The organism is Shewanella sp. 0m-8 (assembly GCF_052977265.1).
This window is the reverse complement of the sequence record NZ_JBRIMB010000002.1, coordinates 114,500-136,034: the sequence shown is the minus strand read 5'-3', so window position 1 is coordinate 136,034 and position 21,535 is coordinate 114,500. Positions and strand designations below refer to the sequence as shown.

Annotated in this window: 16 protein-coding genes; 9 read left to right on the top strand and 7 right to left on the bottom strand. The window is 44.4% G+C overall.

The genetic code is table 11. The features are described 5' to 3' along the window. Positions 1-254: 254 nt before the first annotated feature. The 3 genes from xerD (at position 255) to recJ (ending at position 4,096) form a co-directional block, all read left to right on the top strand. Positions 255-1,157: a site-specific tyrosine recombinase XerD gene (xerD, locus tag ACVBIO_RS01785; RefSeq protein ID WP_447171839.1), complete on the top strand. Its 903-nt coding sequence runs from the start codon at positions 255-257 to the stop codon at positions 1,155-1,157. Between the two features lie 346 nt (positions 1,158-1,503). After that, positions 1,504-2,232 carry a bifunctional protein-disulfide isomerase/oxidoreductase DsbC gene (dsbC, locus tag ACVBIO_RS01780; RefSeq protein WP_447171838.1) on the top strand — a complete coding sequence of 243 codons (729 nt, stop codon included), beginning with the start codon at positions 1,504-1,506 and terminating at the stop codon, positions 2,230-2,232. A gap of 139 nt (positions 2,233-2,371) precedes the next feature. Then, a complete protein-coding gene (recJ, locus tag ACVBIO_RS01775; protein WP_447160213.1) occupies positions 2,372-4,096 on the top strand; it encodes a single-stranded-DNA-specific exonuclease RecJ in 1,725 nt (574 codons plus the stop codon). A 357-nt stretch (positions 4,097-4,453) separates the two neighbouring features. Here recJ and ACVBIO_RS01770 read toward each other — a convergent pair whose 3' ends face one another. Then, positions 4,454-4,933: an Lrp/AsnC family transcriptional regulator gene (locus ACVBIO_RS01770; protein ID WP_345773631.1), complete on the bottom strand. Its 480-nt coding sequence runs from the start codon at positions 4,931-4,933 to the stop codon at positions 4,454-4,456. Between the two features lie 207 nt (positions 4,934-5,140). On the opposite strand from ACVBIO_RS01770, the gene ACVBIO_RS01765 reads away from it, so the two are divergent. Next, the gene (locus tag ACVBIO_RS01765) at positions 5,141-6,442 is read left to right on the top strand and encodes an L-cysteine desulfidase family protein (protein WP_447160214.1); all 1,302 of its coding nucleotides are present in this window, start codon (positions 5,141-5,143) and stop codon (positions 6,440-6,442) included. 908 nt (positions 6,443-7,350) lie between these two features. Further along, positions 7,351-8,679: a hypothetical protein gene (locus ACVBIO_RS01760; RefSeq protein WP_447160215.1), complete on the top strand. Its 1,329-nt coding sequence runs from the start codon at positions 7,351-7,353 to the stop codon at positions 8,677-8,679. A gap of 521 nt (positions 8,680-9,200) precedes the next feature. Here the strand turns inward: ACVBIO_RS01760 and ACVBIO_RS01755 are convergent. Both ACVBIO_RS01755 and rpiA read right to left on the bottom strand, forming a co-directional pair. Next, a complete protein-coding gene (locus ACVBIO_RS01755; protein WP_447160217.1) occupies positions 9,201-9,632 on the bottom strand; it encodes a hypothetical protein in 432 nt (143 codons plus the stop codon). Positions 9,633-10,212: 580 nt separating this feature from the next. Further along, on the bottom strand, positions 10,213-10,872 hold the full coding sequence (gene rpiA / locus ACVBIO_RS01750) for a ribose-5-phosphate isomerase RpiA (RefSeq protein WP_447171837.1): 660 nt from the start codon (positions 10,870-10,872) through the stop codon (positions 10,213-10,215). Between the two features lie 288 nt (positions 10,873-11,160). On the opposite strand from rpiA, the gene ACVBIO_RS01745 reads away from it, so the two are divergent. Further along, a complete protein-coding gene (locus tag ACVBIO_RS01745) occupies positions 11,161-12,105 on the top strand; it encodes a DUF808 domain-containing protein (RefSeq protein ID WP_447163226.1) in 945 nt (314 codons plus the stop codon). A 68-nt stretch (positions 12,106-12,173) separates the two neighbouring features. Then, the gene (locus tag ACVBIO_RS01740) at positions 12,174-13,325 is read left to right on the top strand and encodes an endonuclease/exonuclease/phosphatase family protein (protein ID WP_447171836.1); all 1,152 of its coding nucleotides are present in this window, start codon (positions 12,174-12,176) and stop codon (positions 13,323-13,325) included. A gap of 292 nt (positions 13,326-13,617) precedes the next feature. Here the strand turns inward: ACVBIO_RS01740 and ACVBIO_RS01735 are convergent, their stop codons facing one another. Beyond that, positions 13,618-14,097 (bottom strand): toxin-antitoxin system YwqK family antitoxin, encoded by a 480-nt coding sequence (locus ACVBIO_RS01735; protein WP_447160221.1) that lies wholly within the window; start codon positions 14,095-14,097, stop codon positions 13,618-13,620. Positions 14,098-14,325: 228 nt separating this feature from the next. On the opposite strand from ACVBIO_RS01735, the gene ACVBIO_RS01730 reads away from it, so the two are divergent. Beyond that, positions 14,326-16,089: an alkaline phosphatase D family protein gene (locus ACVBIO_RS01730; RefSeq protein WP_447171835.1), complete on the top strand. Its 1,764-nt coding sequence runs from the start codon at positions 14,326-14,328 to the stop codon at positions 16,087-16,089. Between the two features lie 494 nt (positions 16,090-16,583). Then, entirely contained in the window at positions 16,584-17,144 is a 561-nt protein-coding gene (locus tag ACVBIO_RS01725) for a phosphoribosyltransferase (RefSeq protein WP_447160223.1), read from the top strand. Positions 17,145-17,669: 525 nt separating this feature from the next. On the opposite strand, the gene ACVBIO_RS01720 is transcribed toward ACVBIO_RS01725, so the two are convergent. From ACVBIO_RS01720 to lpoB, 3 genes are all read right to left on the bottom strand, one after another. Continuing rightward, positions 17,670-17,882, bottom strand: coding sequence for a hypothetical protein (locus ACVBIO_RS01720; protein ID WP_447171834.1), 213 nt, complete (start codon positions 17,880-17,882; stop codon positions 17,670-17,672). A gap of 189 nt (positions 17,883-18,071) precedes the next feature. Continuing rightward, the gene (pepN, locus tag ACVBIO_RS01715) at positions 18,072-20,714 is read right to left on the bottom strand and encodes an aminopeptidase N (protein ID WP_447171833.1); all 2,643 of its coding nucleotides are present in this window, start codon (positions 20,712-20,714) and stop codon (positions 18,072-18,074) included. Positions 20,715-20,930: 216 nt separating this feature from the next. Further along, positions 20,931-21,524, bottom strand: a complete 594-nt coding sequence (gene lpoB / locus ACVBIO_RS01710) for a penicillin-binding protein activator LpoB (protein WP_174208590.1) — start codon at positions 21,522-21,524, stop codon at positions 20,931-20,933. Positions 21,525-21,535 lie beyond the last annotated feature (11 nt).

Here is a 21,535-nt window from a genome sequence, read left to right as displayed (position 1 = left end):
CATTAAATACACAATGCCGTCTTTTGACTGTATAGCAGGACGAAGTCCGCTCTAGCCGCGAAGCGTCCTCGCAGCGAGTATGCGAGCGCCCTAGGATCTAGGTCTAGGAGCAAGGAAAAGCTAAGACGGTAGAGCCAGAAAGACAAAAGACGGAAATGCAACGATAATGCGCTTATGCCGTCATCTTTGATGGGCTAAAGCCCAACCTACAATAAAAAACATAATATCGAGTTAGGTTTAAATAGGAATAATAAGTGGCCGATAAGTACACGCCCGATAGTTTAATCGATCTGTTTTTAGACGACATTTGGTCAACCAAAGGGCTTAGCGATAATACCTTAAGCGCTTATCGCACCGACCTGCGCCACCTCGACCGATACTTACAAAAACAGGGCGCAGAGTTACTCACTTGCTCGCAACTTGAGGTGCGAGACTATCTTGCTGAGCGTTTCGATAAGGGCTGCGCTAAAACCAGTAGCGCGCGCATGATGAGCAGCCTTAGACGCTTCTATGGTTACCTTATCGTCAAAAAGCGCATCGATACCGATCCTATGGCATTAATAGAGTCGCCTAAACTGGCACGTAAACTGCCGGACTCATTAAGCGAAGAGGATATCGACCGCTTACTGGCTGAGCCCGTTGATGACGATCCAATCGAATGCCGTGATAAAGCGATGCTAGAGCTGTTATACGCCACAGGGCTTCGTGTCTCTGAGTTGGTGGGTTTGACCATGGAGCAGTTAAGTTTACGCCAAGGGCTAGTGCGCATTACCGGTAAAGGTGGCAAGGAACGTTTAGTGCCGCTTGGAGAGCTGGCCGTGACTGAGATTGAGGCCTACCTTAAATTTACCAGAGCCGAGCTATTAAAAGGCAAGCAAAGCGATGTGTTATTTCCCTCAAAACGGGCGCAGCAGATGACACGACAAACCTTTTGGCACCGCATCAAGCTATATGCCTTAAGGGCTGGAATTAGTACAGATCTATCGCCACATACCTTAAGACACGCATTTGCTACCCATCTGCTTAATCATGGGGCAGATCTACGTGTGGTGCAGCTACTACTTGGTCATAGCGACTTGTCGACCACGCAAATTTATACCCATGTGGCAACGGCAAGGCTAGCGACGCTTCATAGCGAGCATCACCCAAGGGGCTAGTTTCTGACCTAGTTTCAGGCTTAGTTTCAGGTTTAGTTTCAGGCTTAGTTTTCAGGATTAGTGTTGTAATTTTTTTAAATAGCATGTGCATAAATCTTCGCCGTAACACACTTAAATCAAGGGTTAAGTTCAATCGGATTTAAGCTGAGGCTGAGAGTTGTTGACTGGTTAAATTGTTTCAACAATTCTAAACTTTCCTAAAATATATGATGGGTTTCACGTCTGAATGATTTAGTTACAGCAAATAATTTGCTTTAACTTGGCTGAGTCTGTAACTTTTCAGCTCCAAACTAGGTCTAATCGTTTATACCCATAAGTCTGACCCTTACAGAGAGTAGGAATACCAATGAAGTTCACCCGAACATTTTCTTTGATGATTGCAATGATGATTGCGCCTGCTGCATTTGCAGCATCAAACAGCGCTGGTGACGAAACCGCTGCGTTAAAGCAAAAACTAAGTGACACGCTAAGCGTTGAAGTGATCTCTATTAAGCAATCACCTATCTCAGAGCTTTATGAAGCCTTTACCGATCGTGGTGTGCTTTACATTACTAAAGATGGCTCAAAACTGTTTCACGGTAATCTTTATGATCTTGATAAGGGCATGAAGAACCTAACTGAAGCGGCTATGGCTGGTCCTCGCGTTGGTATGATGAAGCCTCTTGAAGAAAACATGTTGATTTATAAAGCTAAGAATGAAAAACACGTGGTGACTATTTTTACCGATGTTAGCTGTGGCTATTGCCGTAAGTTACATAACGAGATGCAAGAGTATAACGATCTAGGTATTACTGTACGTTACTTAGCTTTCCCACGTGCAGGTATTCCCTCAGCCAATGCTGATGAAATGGAATCAGTATGGTGCGCAGCTGACCCATTAAAAGCCATGGGCGCAGCGAAAAATGGCAAAGCGGTTAAACAAGCTTCATGTGACGCCAAAATCAAAGAGCAGTATGAGTTAGGACAAGCCTTTGGGATTAATGGTACGCCTGCAATTATTCTTGAAGATGGTACCTTAATTCCAGGTTACCAGCCACCTAAGGCACTATTGCGTACGCTTGAGTCGGCACAGTAATCTCAAAGCCGCGAGTGTAAAAAGTTATAGTCAAAAAGGTGAGTCTAGGCTCACCTTTTTTGTGCCCCTTTGGCAGCAGTCTTTGTTATGCTGGCAGGGTTTATATGCTGACATTATTTATATGAGGGTTTAATCCAACGTGATCCATAAGATAGTTCGCCGCCCGAGAGTGGATGATAGTCACCTTCCTGATACGTTTTCGCCAATCTTAAAACAGATCTATGCCAGCCGCGGTGTAAGTGCATCTGAGTGCGAATTAAGCTTAGCTAAATTACTCCGCCCCGACACTATGGCTGGGCTTGAGCAGGCCGCTAACATTATTGCTGACGGTATAGCGACGCAAAAATCGATTCTCATTATGGGTGACTTCGATGCCGATGGCGCAACCTCTACCAGCGTGTGCGTGCTTGCGCTGAGAATGATGGGCGCCCAAAAGGTGGATTACCTGATCCCAAACCGCTTCGACTATGGCTACGGCTTAAGCCCTGAAATTGTAGCGGTTGCGGCCAGTAGAAATGCAGAGCTGCTGATCACCGTTGATAACGGCATTTCATCTATCGAAGGTGTCGCCGCAGCCAAAGCGCTGGGCATGACAGTTGTTATCACCGACCATCATCTACCGGGCCATACCTTGCCGGATGCCGACGCTATCGTGAACCCGAATCAAGATGGCTGTGGTTTTGCGAGTAAATCCATCGCAGGTGTTGGTGTGGCTTTTTATTTGATGTCGGCGCTGAGAGCTGAGCTAAGGCGCCGTAACTGGTATCAAGAACAAGGCATTAGCGAACCTAATCTTGCTCAACTACTGGATATTGTGGCGTTGGGTACCGTTGCCGATGTGGTATCGCTGGACACGAATAACCGTATTTTAGTCGAGGCGGGTCTGCAGCGAGTTAAAGCTGGCCGCTGCCGCGTTGGTATTACCGCTTTACTGGAAGTGGCTAAGCGAACACCGTCACGTATTGTCGCATCAGATTTTGGCTTTGCCGTTGGTCCAAGACTTAACGCCGCAGGCCGGCTCGATGAGATGGCACTCGGTGTCGAAACCTTATTGTGTGACGACATCTCGCTCGCTCGTCGTATGGCATCAGAGCTCGATGGTCTCAATGCCGAGCGCCGTGATTTAGAAGCCGATATGCAGCAAGAAGCGCTTAAGAGCTTAGAGAGTATTGAGCTCAATGAAGCCGAGCTGCCGTGGGGAATTGCTATTTTTCAAGCCGATTGGCATCAAGGCGTGATTGGTATCTTGGCCTCACGCATTAAAGATAAATATCACCGCCCAGTGATCGCCTTTGCTGAAGCGGGCGAGGGCGAGATAAAAGGCTCGGCGCGCTCGATTAAAGGTCTGCATATGCGTGATCTGTTAGAACTAATTAATAGCCGTCATCCAGGGTTAATTATTAAGTTCGGTGGCCATGCTATGGCTGCAGGATTATCGATTCAAGCGGGTCAGTTTGCTTTGTTTGCCGATGCTTATGATAAAGCTGTACGTGAAATCTTAGCTCCAGAATTGTTAACCGGTGAGTTAGTATCAGATGGCGAACTGGTTCCCGAGCAGTTTAAGCTGGAGCTTGCCACTGAGCTTAGAAATGCCGGTCCTTGGGGGCAGTCATTTCAGGAGCCGTTATTTGATGGCTATTTTAGGGTTATTCAACAGCGCATTGTGGGTGAGAAGCACTTAAAATTGATCCTAGAAACCGAATGCGGCCGGGTGATGCTCGATGCGATAGCGTTTAATGTGGACTTGAAGACCTGGCCCGATGCGACGATTCAGTATGCTCAGGTGGTGTACAAACTTGATGTGAATGAGTTTAGAGGCAATCAGACTTTGCAGCTGATGGTTGAGCAGATAGAGCCTAAGTAGGCAGTTGCCCTTATCTAGCCGAACAAAAAGGATGCACTGGTTGCATTCTTTTTGTTTTTAGCCCTAACCCTCAACTTTTGTAGGGCAGTATCGTTAATTAGGTTTACCTTGAGTAGGTTTGTCTTGAGTAGGTTTACCTTAAGTGGGTTTAATGGAAGGTTTGCTTTAAGTACTTTGCAAGCTTCTAAATCAGGGACGATTTAGCAGAGCCAATAGGGATATATTTACGACGTCTTGCTAAAGCACGGTAGGAAAGATTCCTTCTGTGAGTCCGAGCCACAACTGAGAGGAGAACCACCTTCTTCCGAAGGCTGGCTCTTTACTTGTTTAAATAAGCGGGTAGGCAATGAGCGCTAGTTACGCAGGCTTTAATGGTAAAACGGTGCTGAATTTCAATGATTCCATCGCAAAGGTTGAAGTGACATTGGTTAAGCCTGCCACTTGATTGACCAAGCGTTTATAAAAGTGATCAAATGCCGCCATATCTTCAACTTGTACCCGCATCATATAATCATACTCCCCAGCCATGCGGTAAAACTCCATCACTTCAGGCATGGCATAAACCGCTTCAATAAATGTCTCATACCAAGCATGGGAGTGGTCACAGGTCTTAACCTGCACAAATGCGGTGAAATCAACGCCTATCTTACTTGGGTTGAGCAGGGCGACTCGCTTGTTAATAACCCCCTCTTCTTCTAAACGCTTTAAGCGTTTCCAGCAAGGCGTGGTCGTTAAATTAACGGCTTTGGCTAACTCGTTAAGCGATAAGGTGACATCGTGCTGTAGCATGGTGAGCAGCTGTCGGTCTACTTTATCTAGTTTTACTTTTTCAACCACAAGGTCATTCCTTACTGAGATTATCTGCTGTTGCTTATTTAAGCATTCTTATAGTTTACAATTGCACTTTAATAGAAAAACTTTCTCTTTTCTGCCTTGTTGGTAGAAAAAATGGAAAAATAATTCTTCAGTTAATCCATTACAATGAATCAAAGATTGCAATGACTATTTTCCAAATAGTGTCGATTACTAGAAGTGAGTACAACGATGAAACAACACTTATGGCCTTTATTCCTTGAAGCAGTTAAACGCGATGTCGTCCCAGCCCTTGGCTGTACCGAGCCAATTTCTGTGGCATTAGCTGCCGCAATTGCTATTGATGAGCTAGGGATAAAAGACCAAGCCAGTAGCATTAAGCTAGAGGTTGCTGTTTCTGCCAACTTAATGAAAAACGGCATGGGTGTGGGGATCCCGGGTACGGGGATGGTTGGCCTGCCAATTGCGGCCGCAATTGGCGCGGTAGCAGGTGAACGTCATGCCGGTCTTGAAGTATTAAAAAATCTCACCAATGGCGACGTTCAAGTTGCTAAATTGATGCTTGAAAACAATCAAGTGACAGTCGGTGTCGCTGATGTGGCTAATGTCTTATACGCCAAAGTCACGGTTTATTATCAGCAGCAAACGGCGAGTGTCACCATTGCCGATAGCCACACCAAGGTTGTCGCGATAGAAATAAATGGTAAGCAGTGTTTATCTGTTCCACAGGTGGCGACTGTTAATGATAATAGCGATAAAACTAACCCGTTTACCGAGGCAAAACTGCAAGATATTTATGATTTTTCCATGCATATACCTTTGGATGACATACGTTTTATTATGCAGGCTAAAAGCCTAAATGATGCTTTATCCATTGAAGGCCTAAGTGGTAATTATGGTTTGAAAATTGGGGCGACATTCGTTAAAAACCAAGAGAAAGGCCTATTATCTGGTGGCTTACTGACCGACGTATTAACTCGTACCGCTGGGGCGTCTGATGCGCGTATGGATGGCGCTATGATGCCTGCGATGAGTAATTCAGGCTCTGGCAACCAAGGTATTGCGGCAACCATGCCTGTTGTTGTCAGTGCAGATTTTCTTAAATCAACTGAGGAGCAAACCATCCGCGCACTCATGTTGTCGCACTTAACGGCTATCTATATTAAAAGCTATCAAAACAAGCTTTCAGCCTTATGCGGCGCAACAACTGCAGCTATGGGGGCCGCAGCAGGTATAACCTATTTGCTTGATGGTGAGATTGAGCAAGTCAGTGCAGCCATTTGCAGCATGATTGGTGATGTGAGTGGTGTTATTTGTGATGGTGCAAAGACAGCCTGTGCAATGAAAGTGTCTTCATCGGCAGGAGCTGCGGTAAAATCTGCCTTAATGGCCATTGATGGTATTCGGGTAACGGGCACTGAAGGTATAGTTGCTGATGATGTTGATCAAACCATCCGAAATCTTGCAGCATTAGCCAATGGCTCTATGACCCAAACCGATGTGCAAATCTTAGAGATTATGATGCACAAATAAGACAAGATTTTGATAAAGCCTAGTATTCGATGAAGCTTAGTAATAGCGCTTAGAAATGGCTCTTATCAATAGCCCTTATCAATAAGCTCAAGCTTAAAGCATAAACCTAAAGCATAAGCCTGAAGCTTAAACTTAAAGTAAAAAATTCAAGCCAAATCGGTTCTTAATTAAGAATGCCGATTTGGCTTTTTAGTTTCTCTATGCGATAAAGCAACACACGAAAGCCATTTTCAAGATGGCTATTTTTAAGACCGCTAGTTTCAAGAGAATGCTCACCTCAATCATTGCTAGCAGCACTCGTAAGATTTTCTCTTTCCCTTTCAACTTCTCTGTTTTTGATTATTTATCTGTACATGTTATCCCTATAGATTGAACTGCTCATCAAGTCAGCATTTCGTCATCTACGGGCCTCAAACTCTCTCTCGCTTTAAATAATCAGACTAAATACTCATCTAGTAGGTTGATTTTTATACTTATTTATATGGTTTGCTGGCTAGTGATTTAGCTCACACATCGATTTAATTTAGTTGTGGTTATCACTTTAATTCGAGAAATGTGCGCCACACCTCTCTAAGTTAAAATCTAAAACATTGAAATAAATCACACTTTTAAAGGCTTGTTAGCGGATGATTAATGACTAATAAGGTGAAGGACATCAAACTATTGAGCGTTTAAAAGTGATTAACTCTTGATCTGGATCAGTACGAAAAAACGATGTGAAAAAATCGCTAGATTGAGAGTATTTTTTGCTAAATCGACGCCAATAGCGATGAATTTAAATAAAAATATTCTCTCCATCCTTGGGTATGCTCAGGCCAAGTAAACACTATAAAAATGCTGTTTTCCTATAAACATAATTATAATTTTTTCATGTCAGTGGCTATGGCCAAATTTAATGGAATTGACTAATGAGTGAAGTAATTCAAGGCACACCAAGTGGTGATATTCAAGCGCAACCCCTACACCAACGCGCCAATATGACTAAGGCCGAATGGCAGCAAGCAACCAAGTTTGACAGTGTTGACCTTGGCTGGATAGTGATGAGCATAGGTATGGCTATCGGTGCCGGTATTGTATTTTTACCTGTTCAGGTTGGCGTAATGGGATTATGGGTATTTTTGCTGTCATCTATCATTGGCTACCCAGCAATGTATTTATTCCAAAAGTTATTCATTAATACCTTAGCTGAGTCAAAAAAGTGTACCGATTATCCAGGCGTGATTGAAAACTATCTTGGCAAAAACTGGGGTATTGCATTAGGTGTGCTGTACTTCTTGATGTTGGTTATTTGGGTGCTGGTTTATTCGTTAGCCGTGACTAACGACAGTGCCTCTTACCTGCATTCATTTGGCGTAACAGAGGGCAAGCTAAGTGACAACGTATTCTACGGTTTAGGCTTAATCTGCGTACTAGCCTTTATCGGCTCAAAAGGCGAAAAGCTGCTATTTAAACTGTCAGGTTTTATGGCGGTGACCGTGCTGACACTGGTGGCGGTAATGGCTGTGTTACTGATGGCTCGTTGGGATATGGCGAATATTCCAAGCATGGGTGAGTTTGGCCCAATGCTGAAAAATGCCATTATTACCCTGCCATTTACCTTAACCTCTATTCTGTTTATCCAGTCGTTAAGCCCAATGGTGATCTCATATCGCTCACACGAAAAATCGATTGAGGTCGCACGTTACAAGGCTGAGCGCGCAATGAAAATTGCTTTCTCTATTCTGTTTGTCGTGGTGTTCTTCTTTGCGATATCGTTTACTTTTGCCATTAGCCAAGCGCAAGCAACTGAGGCGATGAATCAAAATATCTCAGCACTGGCGATTATTGCGCAGTACTTCCCTGGGTCATGGGCGACAGTGACCGGTATTGTGATTAACATCTTTGCGGTGGTTACATCATTCTTTGGTGTGTTCTTAGCGTTTCAAGAGGCTTGCCGCGGTTTAGCGATGAACGTGCTACTGCGTAGCCGTAAAGAGTCACAGATTAATAAAGAGCTAGTGAATAAATTAATCACTGTGTTCATTATTTTACTGGCTTGGTCTGCAATTGCGTTAAACGCGCCAATCCTTTCATTCACCTCTATTTGTAGCCCAATTTTTGGTTTGGTGGGTTGTTTAATTCCGGCTTACTTGGTGTACAAGGTGCCACACTTGAACAAATATAAGGGCTGGGCAACTAACCTGATTATTGTGACGGGTGTTTTGTTGTGTATCTCACCGTTGTTGGCATTTATGTAATTGATTTGGTAAATCACGGATTAATGATTTAATTTAATTATTTAAGGCTGAGTTAGACTGCGTCTAACAACTAAAGTCGTGGGATTCCATCCCACACCCGGGCAAGGAGGACTGCTCGTCCTTATCCTCCTTGCATCCACCATGACGCCCCGACGAAGTTACATGCGTTGAATACGGGCCTCATACTCCAATAAAAATCGCCTAACGGCTCAGATGGGACATCCATGTCCCCCCGAGCCTGAACCATCATCCATGATGGTTCTACGGCATTTTCATCTGCGTACTTCGGCAACTTCGATGGGGAGTTGTGGCATCTATAAGTTCTGCATTACGCCGAGGTCATCACTAAATTAGTGGCTATAAAAAGCACATGATGTTGTATGGGCTGGCTTGAGTCGCAACAGCTTGTTAATGGAGTCAGAGGGCTAAATTGCACACGCTTAACAACGCGGCTTTACCATCTAATAGAGCAAGCTTTTAGCTTGCTCAGATAAAATCTAATATCTCTCGCGGCGAATAGGTTAGAGCAGCTTGCGCCATACTTCGTATTCTTTGATGCCTTCTACTTCGCCTTCATGGTGCCAGTAGGTGACTGTTTTGCCATTCTCTTCACGGGTTTCTAGCCAGCCTTTAAAGTGGTAGTTTTTACCGTGGTGCTTGGCGCGAGTGCCGGTTTTTACCGCTTCGGTGTAGTTGTCGCCATCGACTATGAAATCACCTGCTAGGTAACCTAGAAACACGCCGTCTTCGGTGTTGGTTAGCGAGAAGATATCGCCCTTGATTGATTTGACTGCGACTAAAGTGCTGTTGTCGGCTTTGAGAATGGTGCCATCTGGTTTTTTGTATTCACCCTCAACAAAATACCAATTACCTTCATAGGTGTGGGCTGACACTTGTGTCGATGTAAATGCTGTTGCTAGGACGATACTGAGCCCAATAATAATCTGCTTCACTGTTTACTCCTTTAAGTGATTTCTTTAAATAAAATCTTCCGTGTTGCTCTCTTTGTAAGAGACTGTTCTAACCTATCACTGTTCGTTGCAGGCGAACAATAAAGTGTTGGAATGATATATGACTACTTTGAGTTAATCAGGTAAATAGGATGATATATCACGCTTTATTGCCGCTGAAATGCGACAATAGTCCCACTCTAATTTTCTATCCATTCTTGTAAATTTTCTTTGCAACCCTCAACAGCTACCCATGCTACGCTTTCATTTAAAGGCTATGCGCTTGCTGATTTTTCGTTTTTTTATGGTGTTTAACGAGTATTTTGTCCAAATAAAAGCGATGAGCTTGGCGCTGATCTGGACCGGATTACTGCTGTGCTCACTTGAGGCGTTACCGGCTCTAAGGCATAAATACCGAGCCAAGCGCCATGCAGGCTAGCTAATAGAGTTGCGATTGATGTCGGTTTAAGAATGAAAAAAAGCCACTCAATCGAGTGGCTTTAAACTGGGCTGCATGTCTGGAACATTAATATCGTTGATATTAATGTTCCAAGTATTGATGCCTCAGGTATTAATATAACCGTTAGTAAGTAACGGTTTTAACGCCCTCAGGGGTGCCGACTAGCAATACGTCTGCAGGGCGCTTAGCGAATAGACCGTTAGTGACAACACCAACAATACCGTCGATTTGCTGTTCTAACTCAGTTGGCTTCATGATCTTCATGTTGTATACATCTAAGATGATGTTACCGTTATCGGTCACACAGCCTTCGCGGTAAACAGGATCGCCGCCAAGCTTAACAATTTGGCGAGCCACGTATGAACGTGCCATAGGGATCACTTCGACTGGCAGTGGGAACTCACCTAAGATACTAACTTGCTTAGTGTTATCAACAATGCAGATAAACCTTTCAGCAACTGCTGCTACAATTTTCTCACGAGTCAGCGCAGCGCCACCGCCTTTGATCATGTGCATTTGGCTGTTGATTTCATCTGCACCGTCAACGTATACAGATAGCTCATTAACACTGTTAAGATCAAAAACCTCAATGCCTAAGGCTTTCATTTTCTCTGTTGATGCTTCAGAGCTTGATACCGCACCTTGGATATCATACTTCATGGTGGCGAGTGCATCGATAAAGTGATTAACCGTTGAGCCAGTACCTACACCAACAATACTGTCTTTCTCTACATACTGTAGTGCTGCCCATCCGGCGGCTTTTTTCATTTCATCTTGAGTCATTATGAAATCCCTTGTTAAAGAAAATGTTAAAGAAAAGGTTAAAAATATTGCTGATAGTATACTCGTTTAAGCCACTGAACGTGCCTGAAATTTACTTTAAAAGTGACGCATAATTGGTAAGGCGTTTATTTGCCGTGGATAAAACGGCAGTTTTCGATGCAGTTAACAGTTTATTGTCATGAGCTTATTCACAATAGCCGCTATAGTATGAGTATGAGTGTGATTTAGATTGGTATTAGACGGAATTTTGGCATTCTTGGAGTGTCTTGGGTAATTAAAGGAGTCGATATGGCAGGGGCGAGTTTATTAACCTTGTTAGATGATATCGCGACGATTTTAGATGATGTCGCCGCAATGAGTAAAATTGCAGCCCGCAAAACGGCTGGTGTGCTTGGTGATGACCTGGCACTAAATGCACAGCAGGTGACAGGCGTGAGTGCCGACCGGGAGCTACCGGTTGTTTGGGCTGTGGCAGTCGGCTCGTTTAAAAACAAGTGTATCTTAGTGCCAGCGGCGATGCTGATCAGTGCGTTTATTCCGTGGGCTGTTACTCCGCTGCTTATGTTTGGCGGTCTGTACCTTTGCTATGAAGGTTTCGAAAAAATTTACCACAGCTATCACGCCAAAAAACACCATCAAATAGATGAAGCCGAGGCAAGTGCAGAGGAGATTGTCGATCTCAAGGAATATGAAGCCAATAAGGTTAAGGGCGCGATACGCACTGACTTTGTGTTATCTGCCGAAATTATTGCGATTACTTTAGGTATTGTGGCTGAAAAGAGTCTAAGTACGCAGTTTTTCACCTTGAGCTTTATCGCGATAGTTATGACCATTGGTGTTTATGGTTTAGTGGCTGGGATTGTTAAGCTCGATGATGCGGGGCTTTATTTAAGTCAGCGTCCTGGCGAGGGGGTATGGGCACGCTTTAAGCGTCGCTTTGGCATGATGTTATTAAATTCAGCCCCTTACTTAATGAAAACCTTATCGGTTGTCGGCACTATTGCCATGTTTATGGTGGGCGGCGGGATCTTAACCCATGGCTGGCATTGGGTGGGTGGGCAGATCACTCATGCGGCGCAGTGGATCGCGGCTTTTGAATTTGTAGGACCTGTGGTTGCCTTCATCACACCAAGTATTTTAAACGCGATTTTTGGTGTCATCGCTGGCGCGTTAGCGGTATTGCTGATGGAACTGTTTATGAAGCTAAAAGGCGATAAAAAAACCGTTAAATAGAGGGTGTCTCAGATAAATAACGTAATTTTTAGGTACAAAACCCAATGTCAAAGAGTAGGTCAAGTAATATGAGTAACAGGCTCAAACTCGCCAGCTTTAACCTGTTTAATTATATTGAGCCACCTTTGGCTTATTACGATTTTGAGAATATCTATAGCAAAGAACAATGGCATAAAAAGCAGGGCTGGTTAGCTGAGTTTTTAGCGCAGCATCAGCCCGATATTATTGGCTTGCAAGAGGTGTTTTCGGCTCAAGCCTTGGCTGAGCAGATGCGAGCTGTGGGCTATGCGCATTTTGCCACAGTGGGTGAACCAACCGTGATTGACGATTATATTTGCCGCGATCCGGTTGTCGCTCTTGCCTCAAAATATCCTTTCACAGAAGTGACCGCGATTGAAGCTGAGCCTGAGTATATTCATGCGCTTGGGCTAACCCCTAACTTTGCATTTAGCCGTAAACCCCTTCGCGCGACAGTGCAGTTGCCGCAGATTGGCCTTTGCGACATTTACGTGGTGCACTTTAAATCTAAGCGCCCGCACCTGGATGAATTGCCCCAGCCAAAATTTTCAGAACCAAAACTTTCAGAACCAAAACTTTCAGAACCTAAGCTTTCACTGCAGAAGGCTGGCTCTAGCGCACCTTTGGTTAACTTTGGTGAGTTATTAGGGCGTAACAGTCTAGGTCAGTGGGCATCGAGCATTCAGCGAGGCAGTGAAGCAGCGTTACTGTTGCATGCCATGCTACAAAGACGGATTGAGACCAATCAGCCAATGGTGTTAATGGGCGATTTTAATGAAGAGCTCACAAGCTCGGTATTATCGCCATTAACTAACCGCGAACTACGTTTTGAAAAAGAGGGGCTGGGCGAGCTAGCGAATTTCCCGCTGACGGATGCTTACAAACTGTTTCAACAAGGTTTGCAGGATCTATTTGGCGTGGAGACTGCAGATAAAAGTCTTGTTGATGTCGCTGTAGAGGAAGAGTTAATGCTGGCTAAAGCACGGGCATCGAGAGCGCCGACTCATTACTACGGCGCTACAGGTAATGTGCTGGATTACATATTACTTTCGGCAGACTTTGACCCAAGCTTTGATAATAGTGTTGCCGAAGTTTGTGACTATCACACCGAAGACAGGCACTTAGTGAACCCAAGCTTTGAGCGTGATAGCCAAAGTAGCGACCACGCGCCGGTTATTTGCACCTTACGCATTAGGCGCTAATGCTAAAGCTGGCTTTGTAGAGATGTTATACCAATCAGTATAAGAAGTTGATCTACTCAGAGCGGTTTTTGGCAAACTAATTCAAGGCGAATAGCTGTAAGAATGGCTATTCCCTTGTAAAGCTGTTCAACGCTGAAGTAGGCAGCCAAAAACGCTCCAGAATGGCGAGTTTTAGCGGCTCAGCTGCTGTGTTAACGAGCTAAACCGTAGAACAACTATGCTCTTCACTCGTTGCCTTGCATCAGAACCGCTAAATTCTCGCTGAGCGACCAAATCTTTATACTTATTGGTATTATTCTATCCACTGACCGTCTTTATAGACTCGTGTTTCTTTGATTTTTCCATCTTCATTAAAATATGTCCACTGTCCAGTAGGTCGGTCATTTTTGTGAAAAGATTCACGAGCTAAGGCGCCACTTTCATAATAAAGCAGCCATTTCCCGACTGCTTCGCCCGCCTCAAATTGGCCTTGTTCTTCTACTGTGCCATCTTCATAAAACTTGGTTATGATCCCATGCGGTTTGCCATCTTTAAAGTGTTCGGTTCTTGTTACTCTGGCATAGATGTCATAGCTTATGACTTCTCCTTGGAGTAGACCGTCGATAAGGTAACCTTTAGCCCTAACTCTTTGCTGGCTGTCCTTATCTAAAAATATCCCAGTATAGAGAGCGTCTTGATAGTAGATAACACCACCTCTTTGCTCTAACTCGTCAAAGATCACGCTTTGCTCTGTGCTGCTACAGCCGCTAAGTAACGTAATTAATACTGCCAATACTGAAATAGCCCTACACATTATCCTTTGTTCTTTTTAGGTGGAAGACCACTAAATTTTTTTGATGCTTTGCTGACAGCAATAACCTGCCGATTAAATTAATTGATATTTAACAATCGGTTTACATCTTTGTCTTCTTCGTGTCATGGTGGTGCTTTAGCATTCCATCTGATTAGACCTCGTACCACATAAGTAGAACTAGAACGTAATATTAAAGGAATAATAACAATGAAACGACCAGTTACTCGTAGATATTTTTTAGCCATGTCTGCTAAAGGTGTGGGCGCTGCAGTTGTATCTTATGGCCTGATGGGCTGTAGCAGCGATGATGACAATGACATCTATGCCGAGTTTCTCCATGGCCTTGCTAGTGGCGATCCTAGCCATGATGCGGTGATACTTTGGACCCGCGTTACGCCAGAAAGTGATGGTGACATTAAGGTGTCGTGGGAGGTGGCGACCGATGCCGCATTTACCCAGTTAGTGAGTAATGGCGAAACCATCACTAACAGCGATAGAGACTATACGGTTAAGGTCGACGCCATGGGGCTCGAGGCTGGTACTCAGTATTTTTACCGCTTTAAAACCGGCAATAAAACTTCACAAGCAGGAATGACTAAAACCTTACCACAGGGCGCTATCGATAGTGCTAAGTTTGCCGTGGTGTCTTGCGCCAACTTCCCAGCTGGTTATTTTAATGTCTACGAGATGGCTTCAAGAATGGATGATCTTGATGCGGTTATTCATCTTGGCGATTACATTTACGAGTATGCCCGTGGTGAATATGCTAGCGAGCGCGAAGCGGCATTAGGACGCGAAGTCTTACCTGAAGGCGAGCTTATGAGTCTGTCTGACTATCGCACTCGTTATGGCCAATACCGTAGTGATATTAGCTTGCAAAAGCTGCATGGTAAAACGCCGTTTATTACGGTGTGGGATGACCATGAAGTGGCGAATGATAGCTGGCGTGACGGCGCTGAAAATCACAATGATGGCGAAGGGGATTTCGATGCGCGCAAAGAGGCGGCATTGCAAGCCTATTTCGAGTGGCTGCCTATTCGTCCGTGGCGAGAAGGCAATCATGAAGAGATCTACCGCTCATTCCAGTTTGGCGACTTAGTCGATTTACATATGCTAGATACGCGCCTGATAGGCCGTGATAAACCGCTCGATTACGTTGAATATATGAATGGTGCTGGTGGCTTAGATAGCGCACGCTTTATGGCAGATATCACAGATACAAATCGAACTATGCTAGGCCAAGAACAGCAGGCTTGGCTGCAAACGGCGCTACTGACGTCGACGGCCACATGGCAGGTCTTGGGGCAACAGGTATTGATGGGGAAGATGATGCTACCTGCGGCGATTGCGACTCAGCAGTTGTCTATTCCTGAGTTTGGTCAGTTAGCCGCATTAGCCCAGTTTGCAGCCAGAAAAGCGGCGGGCGATCCGACTCTGACTGAAGATGAGTTGAAGTACTTAGCCTTTTACGGCGATAAGTTAACGCCGCAGGCGATGGCACTGTTACAGCTGCCATCAATCCCTTATAACCTCGATGCATGGGACGGTTATGCCTATGAGCGTGAAGTTATTTTGGCGACCGCGAAGTCACAAGCCAAAAACCTAGTGGTGATAGCTGGTGATACTCATAATGCCTGGGCGAATGAGCTAAAAGATGCCGCTGGAGATGGTGTGGGGGTTGAGTTCGCGACAAGTTCTGTATCGTCACCTGGGCTTGAGTATTACCTTGGCATCGATGCTAAAGATATTCCAGCGACTGAAGCGGCGATTATCGATTTAGTCGATAACCTTGCTTATGCGAATCTAATGAATCGAGGCTTAATGACCCTGACCTTTACTCATGAAGAGGTGCGTAGCGATTGGCGTTATGTGGATACGATCTATACTCGCGACTTTACAGAAGACACCGAGCGAAACTTCTCTATGGTAACGAAAGCGGGTAGCCATGCACTTGAAGTGGTTAACGCTTAACAGAGCTGAGCATTAACGCGATAAGGTGTTAATCGTTATGAGCTCAGTCTGTCAACATTCGCATTTGATTGAGTCTTAATTGTAATGATAAACAAAAGGCCAACCTTTTAAGGTGGCCTTTTTTAGTGATAACGATATAAGTTTTCTGCTTTTTTGCAGCAATACAGATTAATTTAGTATAAAATTTGCCTCCAAAATCCGGTGGGTGCTTAGACTTTGAGCGGTTAATTCGTTTTGACGATTAACAGGCCCCATTCCAGATCTTGGAATAGATGTCATCACCTGCCTTTTTGTACTAATCAGCTAAACTACTTTTGATCTATTCTTATTGGATGACAGTGAGTTAGTGGAAATACACTATTTAAATTAACTTATTGTTTTTATAATCTAATTTGTAACTCTCCTCGTCAGAGTGTTGCTGTAAATAGATCAATTGATGTTATGAAAGGTATAAGACCTAATTTAGATATTAATAACAAGATGGGGACGGTAAGATGTCAGAGAAATGCTTTATTACTGCGCAAGAGTTGCTAGAAGATTCTTTTCGCTTAGCGGCACAAGTTTACGAGAGTGGCTTCCGTCCACAGTTCATCGTGGGTATTTGGCGTGGTGGTGCTCCAATCGGTATTGCGGTGCAAGAGTTTTTCGATTTCAAGGAAGTTGAAACTGACCATATTGCTGTACGTACTTCATCTTACTATGGCATTAATAAGCAGAGTAAGCAGATCAAGGTGCACGGCCTACATTACATTGTAGAAAACGCTAATGCCGGTGATGGCCTATTGATTGTTGATGATGTGTTTGATTCGGGTCGTAGTATCCATGCACTAATGGAAAACTTGAGCGACCTTATGCGCTTAAATATGCCAAAAGATGTGCGTATTGCCTGCCCATACTATAAGCCTCAAAATACCGCCGTACCTTTAAAGCCTGACTACTTCATTCATGAGTCAGATGAATGGTTGGTATTCCCGCATGAAGTCTCTGGTCTGTCGGCAGAAGAACTTGCCGAAGGCAAGGGTGACTTAAAGAACATTAAACACCTATTCGTTTAAGCTTGTTTCAGTGTCAGTTCACTAGAGCTTGAGCAGGACTGAACTGAGCTGCATTAGCTTGAATAAGTAGTAAAAAGCCACCGACAGGTGGCTTTGTTATTTTAAAAGAAGGACCTAGATCCTAGGGCGCTTCGCTGCGAGGACGGGCTTCGCCCTGCTAGGTACAGCAAAAGCCAAGCTGTTATCTTTTGCTTTGCCGTTTTTCCCATTTTTTACTTTCCTAGCACCTAGCACCTAGCACCTAGCACGGTTTGCGTTGAGAGTGGACTTCGTCCTGCTATAAAATCAAAAGAGGGTATTGTGTTTTTTAATGTAGGTTGGGCTTTAGCCCATCAAAGATGACGGCATAAATGCCGACCTACATTATAAAAAAGGCCTTAGGAAAGCAGGTTCTAGGAGTAAAAAAGGGCAAAAGTGTTACTCGCTGAGCTGGATAGATGGTTTTTTTGTTTTTCCTGCTTATCCCGTCTTAGCATTTTCCTAGGACCTAGGACCTAGGACTTTATTCTCCTGCTTTTCCTAAACCTAAAGCTTATCTATCTCATCTTTAAGTTGATAAGACTTATCGGTGACAATCTTTTCTAGGGTGACAACTCGCTCTTTAAGCTCGATAAGTTCGGCTTTAACGATCGTTAATTCATCGAGTTCGACCCGCCCTTTATTTTTGTTGTATTCCTTAAATGCGGCGAAAGAAAAAACACCTATAATAGCTAGCGCGGCAACCGTAAAGGGCCCCATATGTCGCTCCTTGATGAGTAATAGTGCAACTCAATTATAGTGCTAAAAGAGGACTTAGTATGATTTGGACTTTGGAAGAGCAGGTCCTAGGTATAGCAGCCATCAGCGTTACATCTTAGCCTTGGATTTCGTTTGGCTTTTCCGGCTTTTATCGTCTTATACTGATTGGTCTTAGCTTTCCCTAGAACCTTATTTCCCGTCCAACGCTAACTTAGTTTTGATCCGTAAACAGGTTTGTTCTTGCTGCACCGCATCTTTTAATGCCCGCACAGCGAGCGCCGACAGTAACGTTTCAGACTCGATAATCTGCTTTAATGTGACAACATTGCCGTAGCTACAATCTTGTGGGATCAGTGTCTCGCTATAGCTTCGCATAAACACTGGGCCTTTATTTACGTCGAGCTTTATAAGTGCGCTTAAGCGCTGCTCTGCGGTCGTGGCGCTAAGGCGTTTCTGCTCACTTGGATATAGGTTTTGCATAACGTTGCGCACCTTAGCAAAAGGCAGGTTGGTAACACCTTGCGTGCGGCTTAACCATAGCTGCTTGCTCCCCGGTTCTGGACGAATGACCTCTGCGGCGATTGCCGATTTTTGGCCGCTATCAGAGTTATCGGCAGAGCGTTCTTTGTTGAGCCAATAGCCTGCGTTACGGTGCCCATAGCGATTGAGGTGGATGACCATTTTCCAGCGAAGATCTTGGTCTATCTTTATGCCTTTAATATTAGCGGTTTGCTTTAATAGTGAATCGATATGATTTAAGGCACTGTTGCTGCGGCTAAATTCGATGTAGGTATCAAGCCAGCGCCGCTGAATATCATGATTGCCTGTATTGACCATCACTTTACGCAGACTCATCTGTTCAATCGCTCGTATGGCCATCTTGGCGTAGTGCTGGTGGCTAGGCTCCATTTTATCAAGATAAACTCGGGTATCAGACAGACTTGTTAACACTTGATCTAAGATGATCAGGTCGCGTTCGCCGGGTAAGTTGATGAGCACCGTGCCCATGTAGTCTTTTAGCGATAAGTCGCCGTTTTCAACACTGTCCCATAGGCTTTGCCACAACATGGATCGAAGTAATGGGTCATCTACGGATGATAAGTTCGTGCGCGAAGTGTTAAATGATGTTTTATCAAGACTGACTTTGACAAAGCCCCAGTCTTGATAGTTGGGATAAACTAGAGCTGGGCAGTGCAGGCCGATGACCTGTTTAACCTCTGTGGTTTCACCGCTGTAGATCACGGGAACACTAATGTTGTGGTGTAAGCGGTCTCGGCCCTGGGTAAATAGACCAAGCAGCACTTTTTGCTCTCTTAAGGTGGGTAATCCACTCGGAGCCGTTTGTTTTAGGCTAAAACGGCTAATGCGGCCATTGTTGCAGCTAAACTCAGCTTGCAGGGTGTTGACTCCCGCATGATTCAACCAATCTTGGCTCCATTGGCTAAGATCGCGTTTAGCGGCCAGTTCAAGGCTGGTAATAAAGTCTTTTAACTCAGCATTTTGATAGCTGAACTGAGTTAAGTAATGTTGAACCCCTTGTTGGAACGTTTTTTCCCCTAACAAGTAGTTGAGCTGCTTAAGTGTCGATGCGCCTTTGGAGTAGGTGATAGCGTCGATATTATCGAAGGCGTTTTGGCTCGATGCAACGGGCACTTCTATAGGGTGGGTGCTGGCAGAGCTATCTTGATGATAAGCACTCTGTTTGTTTTTGGCGTAAAAGCTGCGCCAGGCATGGCTAAATTCTGTGGCTTGGCTGGTGGCAAGTGTCCCCATAAATGAGGCAAAGCTTTCATTTAGCCATAAACCGTTCCACCATTTCATGGTGACCAGATTACCAAACCATTGATGGGCCATTTCGTGCATGATCACGCTGGCTAGCCGTTGTTGTTGCACGCGGCTCATTTCACCATCGGTGAGAAAACGACTTTCACTAAAGGTAATTGCTGCGGCGTTTTCCATTGCACCATAAAGAAAATCTGGCACTAAAACTTGATCGTATTTTTTAAATGGATACGGGATCCCAAAGTAGTTATCAAAGAAAGTGAGTCCCTGCTGGGTATAGGTAAACCAGTCTTTTTCATCAACTTGTTTGGCCACTGATTGTCGAGCAAATAAGCGCAGTGGATACTTGCCTGAGTTATCTTGCCATTCGTGATAAGGGCCTGCGTGCATGGAGAAGTTATAGGGGCTAAGTTTAGGAGACTCTGGAAATAGCCAGCGGCGCAGCTTTCCTTGGTCGCTAACTGAGGTTTCTCTCATCGCACTGATCACCGTCCACTCTTTTGGAGCTGTCACCGCTAAGGTGTAACGGGCTTTAAGATCGGGCTGGTCGAAAACGGCAAACATCTGCTGGGCAGCAGCGGGCTCAAAATGAGAATAGAGGTAGACCTGACCATCGACAGGGTCGACAAAGCGGTGCAGGCCTTCGCCATTACTGCTGTAATCTCGCGTGAATGCCACTTCAATGGTGTTGCTACCGCTGTTGAGTAAGCGTGGATTTAGGCTGATGTAGCTGTTGTTATAGTTGGGGTAGACCTTAGTACCATTAATAATGAAGCTGTTAATGGTTGCTTGGTTGAGATCTAAGCTCAGCGGTTGATCTGTATCGCTAAGCTCAAAACTCACTTTGCTTGTAGCGCTAAAGCTTTGCTGATCGGTTAAGGTGAAATCGAGATCATAATGCACATCAGATATGACAGCAGAGCGCTGCGCAGCAACCTCTTGGCTGATGTAGGGCGTATTATCCCGCGGGATATTGACTTGTTTACTGCTGGCATTTCCGGCAATCACAGAACAAAATAAAGCGGTTAAACCGATATGCAGCAACTTCAAAACAGCATCCTTAATATCAAAGCTAATGACCCTTAGCGTTTATTATTTTTTAAATAGAGTCTCTGCTGGTGACGCAATTGCAGTCTAATCCTAGCAGCAAGGCCATAAGTTACCTTATTTCTAGTTAGCGAAGAAGTATTAACGCGCTTCAATTTTTGCCAATAAAAAAGCCAGCGTGATGCTGGCTTATTTATGACGAGAAAATTCGTTAAAGAATTATAGTCCTAAGAAAGACTTAGACTTAACCTTACGAATTTCTTTTTCGTCAGACCATTCGATAAGACCCGTTTCCAAGTCCATTAAACGCATGGTCATCTTGTAGTAAACATCTTTAGTGCTACCATCTTGCTTCACGATGCTAGATAGGTTGCCGTATAGCATGTACTGAGCACCAATTTGACGACCGAAGTTAATCGCAGTCGATGGATCAACCATGCCTGAATTGTTTTGGTAGTCTAGCTGCTTACGTACTGAGTCCACTTTTGTCATGTCGATAAAGCGGAACTTACCAGAACGAAGTAGCTTATTGCTGATTGAATCGGTAACAGATTCGGTATCGATGTGCTCAGAGGTTTTATTTTTAATTTTATCGACGAAGATGATTGGGCGGTCATTGGCTGTCATGGCAACAACGGGTGGGAAGGTCAGCATGCTATCGACCATCTTAGCGGCGATAGCCTGTAGATCGGTAGAGCCAAAGTTTTCGTTAACGGTTTCCACTTCTGTGGCATCACCGTATTCAACTTTTGATTGGCAGGCTGATAAACCTATTACTGCTGCAAGAATAAAAACGACTTTTAAATGTTTCATAGTAAGTTCCA

Excerpts from the sequence above, each read along its gene's own strand:
- dsbC (WP_447171838.1), top strand. The coding sequence starts at position 1,504 with ATGAAGTTCACCCGAACATTTTCTTTGATGATTGCAATGATGATTGCG.
- ACVBIO_RS01765 (WP_447160214.1), top strand. The coding sequence starts at position 5,141 with ATGAAACAACACTTATGGCCTTTATTCCTTGAAGCAGTTAAACGCGAT.
- ACVBIO_RS01760 (WP_447160215.1), top strand. The coding sequence starts at position 7,351 with ATGAGTGAAGTAATTCAAGGCACACCAAGTGGTGATATTCAAGCGCAA.
- rpiA (WP_447171837.1), bottom strand. The coding sequence starts at position 10,872 with ATGACTCAAGATGAAATGAAAAAAGCCGCCGGATGGGCAGCACTACAG.
- ACVBIO_RS01745 (WP_447163226.1), top strand. The coding sequence starts at position 11,161 with ATGGCAGGGGCGAGTTTATTAACCTTGTTAGATGATATCGCGACGATT.
- ACVBIO_RS01740 (WP_447171836.1), top strand. The coding sequence starts at position 12,174 with ATGAGTAACAGGCTCAAACTCGCCAGCTTTAACCTGTTTAATTATATT.
- ACVBIO_RS01730 (WP_447171835.1), top strand. The coding sequence starts at position 14,326 with ATGAAACGACCAGTTACTCGTAGATATTTTTTAGCCATGTCTGCTAAA.
- ACVBIO_RS01725 (WP_447160223.1), top strand. The coding sequence starts at position 16,584 with ATGTCAGAGAAATGCTTTATTACTGCGCAAGAGTTGCTAGAAGATTCT.
- ACVBIO_RS01720 (WP_447171834.1), bottom strand. The coding sequence starts at position 17,882 with ATGGGGCCCTTTACGGTTGCCGCGCTAGCTATTATAGGTGTTTTTTCT.
- lpoB (WP_174208590.1), bottom strand. The coding sequence starts at position 21,524 with ATGAAACATTTAAAAGTCGTTTTTATTCTTGCAGCAGTAATAGGTTTA.